6 protein-coding genes are annotated in these 6,683 nt (G+C 70.3%); 2 read left to right on the top strand and 4 right to left on the bottom strand.

The features are described 5' to 3' along the window. Positions 1-79 precede the first annotated feature (79 nt). Positions 80-289 carry a helix-turn-helix domain-containing protein gene (locus RH94_RS05190; RefSeq protein WP_073946469.1) on the top strand — a complete coding sequence of 70 codons (210 nt, stop codon included), beginning with the start codon at positions 80-82 and terminating at the stop codon, positions 287-289. After that, complete coding sequence (locus RH94_RS05185; RefSeq protein WP_073946468.1) at positions 289-852, top strand: Clp protease N-terminal domain-containing protein; 564 nt, start codon at positions 289-291, stop codon at positions 850-852. Before RH94_RS05190 ends, RH94_RS05185 begins: the two co-directional genes overlap by 1 nt. 9 nt (positions 853-861) lie before the next feature. Here the strand turns inward: RH94_RS05185 and RH94_RS05180 are convergent, their stop codons facing one another. From RH94_RS05180 to RH94_RS05165, 4 genes are all read right to left on the bottom strand, one after another. After that, positions 862-1,833, bottom strand: coding sequence for a PadR family transcriptional regulator (locus RH94_RS05180; protein ID WP_073946467.1), 972 nt, complete (start codon positions 1,831-1,833; stop codon positions 862-864). 1 nt (position 1,834) lies between these two features. Continuing rightward, positions 1,835-2,740, bottom strand: coding sequence for a DUF4097 family beta strand repeat-containing protein (locus tag RH94_RS05175; protein WP_073946466.1), 906 nt, complete (start codon positions 2,738-2,740; stop codon positions 1,835-1,837). Between the two features lie 182 nt (positions 2,741-2,922). After that, complete coding sequence (locus RH94_RS05170; protein ID WP_003992906.1) at positions 2,923-3,102, bottom strand: DUF6104 family protein; 180 nt, start codon at positions 3,100-3,102, stop codon at positions 2,923-2,925. A 91-nt stretch (positions 3,103-3,193) separates the two neighbouring features. Beyond that, the coding region (locus RH94_RS05165; protein ID WP_073946465.1) for a multifunctional oxoglutarate decarboxylase/oxoglutarate dehydrogenase thiamine pyrophosphate-binding subunit/dihydrolipoyllysine-residue succinyltransferase subunit at positions 3,194-6,683 on the bottom strand (3,490 nt) is incomplete at its 5' end.

Here is a 6,683-nt window from a genome sequence, read left to right as displayed (position 1 = left end):
CCCGCCGTTCGCATCTCGGCACCTTGCGACTTGTCAATCAGGGTTGACGCGAGTCATGCCGTCAACGTAAGTTGACAGCATGACCGAAGCAACGGATCTCGCCGAGCGCGCGGGCGACCGCGATCCCCGGATCGGGCTGCGGGCCGTGGCCGCGCTGCGCCGGCTGCTCGAGCAGCTGGAGGCGGTGCAGGTGCGCAGTGCGCGCAACCAGGGCTGGTCGTGGCAGGAGATCGCCGCCGAACTCGGCGTCAGCAGGCAGGCCGTGCACAAGAAACACGGGAGGCAGTGATGTTCGAACGGTTCACGAAGGACGCCCGGGCCGTGGTCGAGGGCGCGGTCGGGCACGCCGAGCAGGCCGGTGCCGGACAGGTCGAGGAGTCCCACGTGCTGCTCGCACTGCTCGACCGCGAGGGCACCCGCGGGTCGTTCGCGCTGGCGGCGCTCGGACTCACACCGCCCCGGCGGCAGACGGTGGTACGGGCGCTGGACGAGGCCCGCCGCAGGGGCGGGCTCTCGCGGGCCGACGCGGACGCGCTGTCCGACCTGGGCATCGACCTGTCGGCCGTCGTCTCACGGATAGAAGAAACCCATGGGGAGGGGGCATTGGCCCCGGCGGCGAAGAGCGGCGGCTGGGGACGGCGACCGTTCAGCCGTGGCGCCAAGGCCCTGCTCAGCCAGTCCCTGCGGACCGCGGTCGCCCACCGCGACCGTCACATCGGCGATGAACACCTCCTTCTCGCCCTGACGGCCCGCCCGGGTACCCCCGCCGAGGTCCTTGCCGACCACGGCGTGACCTACGACTCCCTCGCGAAAGTCCTGTACGGCGACGGAGAGGCCCGGGCGGCCGGCTGACGAATGCCGTCAGGTCCTCGACCGGTGGAGGGTCGCCGCGATGTGAGCGGCGGCCGTCGTCAGGTGGCGGCGGGTTTCCCGGAGTTGGGTGGGGGTGATGCCGTGGTCCCGGGCCGCGTCGCGGATGTCGTCGCGGAAGCGGTCGAGGAGGCGGTCCAGGTCGCGGGCCGGGTCGCCGGTGAGGTCCTCGTGGGCCCAGACCGGTTCGTAGCCGGCGGGGAAGTCCTCCGGGGTGTCGGAGTACTCCGCGCGTGACGCCGTACGGCCGAAGGCATAGCCCTTGCCGAAGTCACCGAACTCCTTGGCCAGTTCGGTCAGGCCCTCGCGCACTCCCGTGGGCCAGTCGCCCCGGGAGAAGTGGTCCTGCACCTGCTCCTGCACCCGCCGGGCGATGCGCTGCAGCTCCTCCTGCGCCCGCTCCTGCGCCTCCTTGGCCTGGCGCCGGGCCTGCTGGGCCTCCTCGCGTGCCCTGCGGCTCTCTTCCTTGGCGCGCCGGGCCTGCTCCTTCCACTCCTGCTTGACGCGGCGCATCTCCTCCTTGGCGGCCTGCCAGGCCTCCTTGTCGTCGGCGCCGCCGTACTCCCCGGTGCCCTGCCGGGTCCGGGACGCCGCCGCGCGCATCTCGCGCCGCAGGTCGCCCGCCGCGCCACGCACGTCGGCCCGGATCTCCGCGGCGAGTTCGGCGACCGACTCGCGGATCTCCAGCTCCAGATCGGCCAACTCGCCGCTGCGGTCGGCCAGTTCGGCGCGGCCGGCGTCCGTGATGGCGTACACCTTGCGGCCGCCCTCGGTGGTGTGCGTGACCAGGCCCTCGGCCTCCAGCTTGGCCAGCCGCGGATAGACGGTACCCGCCGAGGGTGCGTACAGCCCCTGGAAGCGCTCCTCGAGGAGCCGGATCACCTCGTAGCCGTGGCGCGGGGCCTCGTCGAGCAGCTTCAGCAGATACAGGCGCAGGCGGCCGTGGGCGAAGACGGGAGGCATGTCAGAGCACCTTCTTGTCGGTCGTGCCGTCGGTCGCAGTACCGGTGGAACCCTCTCCCGGCCGGGCGTCCCGCGGCTCCGCCTCCCACGGTCCGTCCTCGGCCGGCGGGCGCCGCAGCAGGGCGATCGATCCGGAGACGGTCGTCGCCTTCAGCCTGCCGTTGCCCGCGCCGAGCCGGCCGGTGATCCGCTTGGCGCCCCACTGGCCGGCGACCCTGAGGTCCTCGAAGGCGTTGGACACCGCCCCGCTCGCCGTGTTCGCCTCCACCTGAGCGTCCGCCGGGTGGGGCAGCCGGATGGCGATCTCGCCGGAGACACTGGTCAGGCTGACGTCGGTGGGACCGCCCGCCGGGTCGAGGTCGACGATCATCGATCCGCTCACCGAGTCGGCCTTCACGGAGGGACCGGCGCCGTCGACCACCGTCAGGTCGCCGGAGACCGAGTTGAACCGCACGGTGCCGGAGAGGGCCTGCGCCTCCACGTTCCCCGACACGGTGTTCGCGTGCACCGGTCCCGTCAGGCCCACCAGGGTCGTGTCCCCGGTGACGCCCTTCACCTCCGTGCGCCCGTGGATCCCCGAGACCGTCGCACCGGCACCGACCACTCCGAGCTCCACCCGTGTGTCCGACGGGACGGCCACGGAAACCACGGCGTTGCGCTGCCAGCCCTTGCGGTCCAGCCACTTGAGGAAACCCTTCCAGGGCAGGTCCTCGTACGTCACCGTCAGCGTGCCGCCCTGCTGGGTGACCACCAGGGGCGGTCCCTCGACCTCGGAGACCTCCAGTCGGGCGGAACCCTCGTCCGTGCCCACCACGTTCACCGTGCCGTGGACGAGGCGGACGTTCAGCTCGGTCACCCGCTCGTCGAAGGTGAGCCTCCTGGGCTCCCCGACGGACCACTCGGACATGCGGACCTCCCCGACACCATGCGTGACACGCCATATCGCGTCTTCTGTCAATCACGATATATCGCGCTCGCGGGAAGTCAAGACACTCGTTCCGGTGATGCGGCGCACGCCCCCGAAAAGCAGAAGGGCGCCCCCGAAGGGGCGCCCCGCGCCGAACGGCCGTCGCTCGCGCTCGCCGGTCCTTATTCGTCGTCCTCGTCGTCCAGCCGGGCCAGCCACGTCGCCAGCCGCTCCACCGGCACCTCGAAGTCCGGGTTCAGGTCGACGAAGGTCCGCAGCTGCTCCGCCAGCCACTCGAAGGTGACCTCCTCCTCGCCCCGCCGCTTCTCCAGCTCTTCGATGCCACGGTCTGTGAAGTACATGGGGTCAAGGATAGGTGCGCCGAGACGACCGGGCCGCACCCCGTCCAGGGGGTGCGGCCCGGTCATGCACGGCTACGGCTCGCGGGAGCGGTTACGCCTCGAACACCTCGCGCACCAGCTGCTCCTGCTCCGCCTGGTGCCGCTTCGCGGAACCCACGGCGGGGGAGGAGCCGTGCGGACGGGAGATGCGGCGCAGGCGCTCGCCGGCGGGGATGTCCGCGCCGACCGCCAGGTCCAGGTGGTCGATGAGGTTCAGGGCGATGAACGGCCACGCGCCCTGGTTCGCCGGCTCCTCCTGGGCCCACAGGTACTTCTCGGCGTTCGGGTACTTGGCGATCTCGGCCTGGAGCTCGGCACCCGGCAGCGGGTACAGCCGCTCGATGCGGAGGATCGCCGTGTCCGTCACGCCGCGCTTCTTCCGCTCGGCGTCGAGGTCGTAGTAGACCTTGCCGGCGCAGAAGACGACCTTGCGCACCGCGTTCGGGTCGACCGAAGCGTCGCCGATGACGGGGCGGAACTCGCCCGTGGTGAACTCCTCCGCCTTCGAGGCGGCGGCCTTCAGGCGCAGCATCGACTTCGGGGTGAAGACGACCAGCGGCTTGTGGTGCGGGTTGTGCACCTGCCACCGCAGGAGGTGGAAGTAGTTCGACGGCAGGGTCGGCATCGCGACCGTCATGTTGTTCTGCGCGCACAGCTGCAGGAACCGCTCCGGGCGCGCGGAGGAGTGGTCCGGGCCCTGGCCCTCGTAGCCGTGCGGCAGGAGCAGGGTGACGCCGGAGGTCTGGCCCCACTTCTGCTCGGCGGAGGAGATGAACTCGTCCACGACCGTCTGGGCACCGTTGGCGAAGTCGCCGAACTGGGCCTCCCACATGACGAGCGCGTCCGGACGGGCCAGCGAGTAGCCGTACTCGAAGCCCATCGCCGCGTACTCGGACAGCAGGGAGTCGTAGACGTTGTACCGGGCCTGGTCCTCGGACAGGTACAGCAGCGGGGTGTAGTCCTCGCCGGTCTCCCGGTCGATGATCACCGCGTGCCGCTGGCCGAAGGTGCCGCGGCGGGAGTCCTGGCCGGACAGCCGGACCGGGACGCCCTCGAGCAGCAGCGAGCCGATGGCCAGGGTCTCGCCCATGCCCCAGTCGATCGTGCCGTCCTCGACCATGGCCGTCCGGCGCTGCAGCTGCGGCAGCAGACGCGGGTGGACGGTGAGGTGGTCGGGGAGGTTGACCTGGGACTCGGCGATGCGCTTGACGACCTCGGTGGAGACGGCCGTCGGGACCGCGACCGGGAAGCCGTCCTGCGGCTCCTGGGAGTCCACGAGGACCGGCTGGGAGGTGGTGGTGGCCTCGCGGACCTCGGTGAAGACCTTCTCCAGCTGGCCCTGGTAGTCCTGCAGGGCCTGCTCGGCCTCCTCCAGGGTGATGTCGCCCCGGCCGATCAGCGACTCGGTGTAGAGCTTGCGCACCGAGCGCTTCTTGTCGATCAGGTCGTACATCAGCGGCTGGGTGAAGGCCGGGTTGTCCGACTCGTTGTGACCGCGGCGGCGGTAGCAGATGAGGTCGATCACCACGTCCTTGTTGAACGCCTGGCGGAACTCGAAGGCGAGCCGCGCCACGCGGACGACGGCCTCGGGGTCGTCGCCGTTGACGTGGAAGATCGGGGCCTCGATCATGCGGGCCACGTCCGTCGCGTACATGGAGGAACGCGAGGACTCCGGGGCGGCGGTGAAGCCGACCTGGTTGTTGATGACGATGTGGACCGTGCCGCCGGTGCGGTAGCCGCGCAGCTGCGACATGTTCAGGGTCTCGGCCACCACGCCCTGGCCCGCGAAGGCCGCGTCGCCGTGGATCGCCACCGGCAGGACCGTGAAGTCCGTGCCGCCCTTGTTGATGATGTCCTGCTTGGCGCGGGCGACGCCCTCCAGGACCGGGTCCACCGCCTCCAGGTGGGAGGGGTTGGCCACCAGCGAGACCCTGATCTGGTCGCCGTCAAGGCCCGTGAACGTGCCCTCGGCGCCCAGGTGGTACTTCACGTCACCGGAGCCGTGCATCGACTTCGGGTCGAGGTTGCCCTCGAACTCGCGGAAGATCTGGTCGTACGACTTGCCGACGACGTTGGCCAGGACGTTGAGGCGGCCGCGGTGGGCCATGCCGATGACGACCTCGTCCAGGCGGGACTCGGCCGCCGAGTCGATGACCGCGTCGAGCAGCGGGATGACGGACTCGCCGCCCTCCAGGGAGAACCGCTTCTGGCCGACGTACTTCGTCTGCAGGAAGGTCTCGAAGGCCTCGGCGGCGTTCAGCCGGCGCAGGATGCGCAGCTGCTCGTCACGCTCCAGCTTGACGTGCGGGCGCTCCACCCGGTCCTGGATCCACTTGCGCTGCTTGGGGTCCTGGATGTGCATGAACTCGATGCCGACCGTGCGGCAGTACGAGTCGCGCAGCACGCCGAGGATGTCGCGCAGCTTCATCAGCGTCTTGCCGGCGAAGCCGCCGACCGCGAAGTCGCGCTCCAGGTCCCACAGGGTGAGGCCGTGCTCGGTGATGTCGAGGTCGGGGTGCTTGCGCTGCTGGTACTCCAGCGGGTCGGTGTCGGCCATGACGTGGCCGCGGACCCGGTAGGAGTGGATCAGCTCGAAGACGCGGGCGGCCTTGGTGACGTCGTCGTCGTGCGAGGCGTCGATGTCCTTGAGCCAGCGGACCGGCTCGTAGGGGATGCGCAGCGCCTTGAAGATCTCGTCGTAGAAGCCGTGCTCGCCCAGCAGCAGGTTGGCCACCGCGCGCAGGAACTCGCCGGAGGCGGCGCCCTGGATCACCCGGTGGTCGTAGGTCGACGTGAGCGTCATGACCTTGGAGATGCCGAGCTTGTTCAGGGTGTCCTGGGAGGTGCCCTGGAACTCCGCCGGGTAGTCCATGGAGCCGACGCCCATGATCACCGACTGGCCGGGCATCAGACGCGGCACCGAGTGGACCGTGCCGAGGCCGCCGGGGTTGGTGAGGGAGACGGTGACGCCGGTGAAGTCGTCCATCGTCAGCTTGTTGTCGCGGGCGCGACGGACGATGTCCTCGTAGGCCTGCCAGAACTCGAAGAAGTTCAGCGTCTCGGCCTTCTTGATGGCGGCCACGACCAGCTGGCGGTCGCCGTTGGGCTTGACCAGGTCGATGGCCAGGCCGAGGTTGACGTGGTCCGGCTTGACCAGGGTGGGCTTGCCGTCCTTCTGGGCGAACGACCAGTTCATCGACGGCATCTGCTTGATGGCCTGGACCATCGCGTAGCCGATGACGTGCGTGAAGGAGATCTTCCCGCCGCGGGCCCGCTTGAGGTGGTTGTTGATGACGATGCGGTTGTCGAACAGCAGCTTCACCGGGACGGCGCGCACGGACGTGGCCGTGGGCAGCTCCAGGGAGGCGTTCATGTTCTTGGCGACCGCGGCGGAGGGACCGCGCAGCGTCACGAACTCGGGACCGGCGGGCGCCTCGGCGGAGGGCTCGGCCTTGGCCTTGGCGGCGGGCTTCGGGGCGGCCGGCTTCGCGGGCGCCGGTGCCTGAGCGGCCGGCTTCGCGGCCGGAGCCGGTGCCTGGGCC

It is taken from the genome of Streptomyces kebangsaanensis (assembly GCF_001906585.1).
Classification (GTDB): domain Bacteria; phylum Actinomycetota; class Actinomycetes; order Streptomycetales; family Streptomycetaceae; genus Streptomyces; species Streptomyces kebangsaanensis.
This window is presented reverse-complemented; position numbering and strand designations above follow the sequence as displayed.

Coding starts and splice junctions, on each gene's coding strand:
- RH94_RS05190 (WP_073946469.1), top strand. CDS start 80: ATGACCGAAGCAACGGATCTCGCCGAGCGCGCGGGCGACCGCGATCCC.
- RH94_RS05185 (WP_073946468.1), top strand. CDS start 289: ATGTTCGAACGGTTCACGAAGGACGCCCGGGCCGTGGTCGAGGGCGCG.
- RH94_RS05180 (WP_073946467.1), bottom strand. CDS start 1,833: ATGCCTCCCGTCTTCGCCCACGGCCGCCTGCGCCTGTATCTGCTGAAG.
- RH94_RS05175 (WP_073946466.1), bottom strand. CDS start 2,740: ATGTCCGAGTGGTCCGTCGGGGAGCCCAGGAGGCTCACCTTCGACGAG.
- RH94_RS05170 (WP_003992906.1), bottom strand. CDS start 3,102: ATGTACTTCACAGACCGTGGCATCGAAGAGCTGGAGAAGCGGCGGGGC.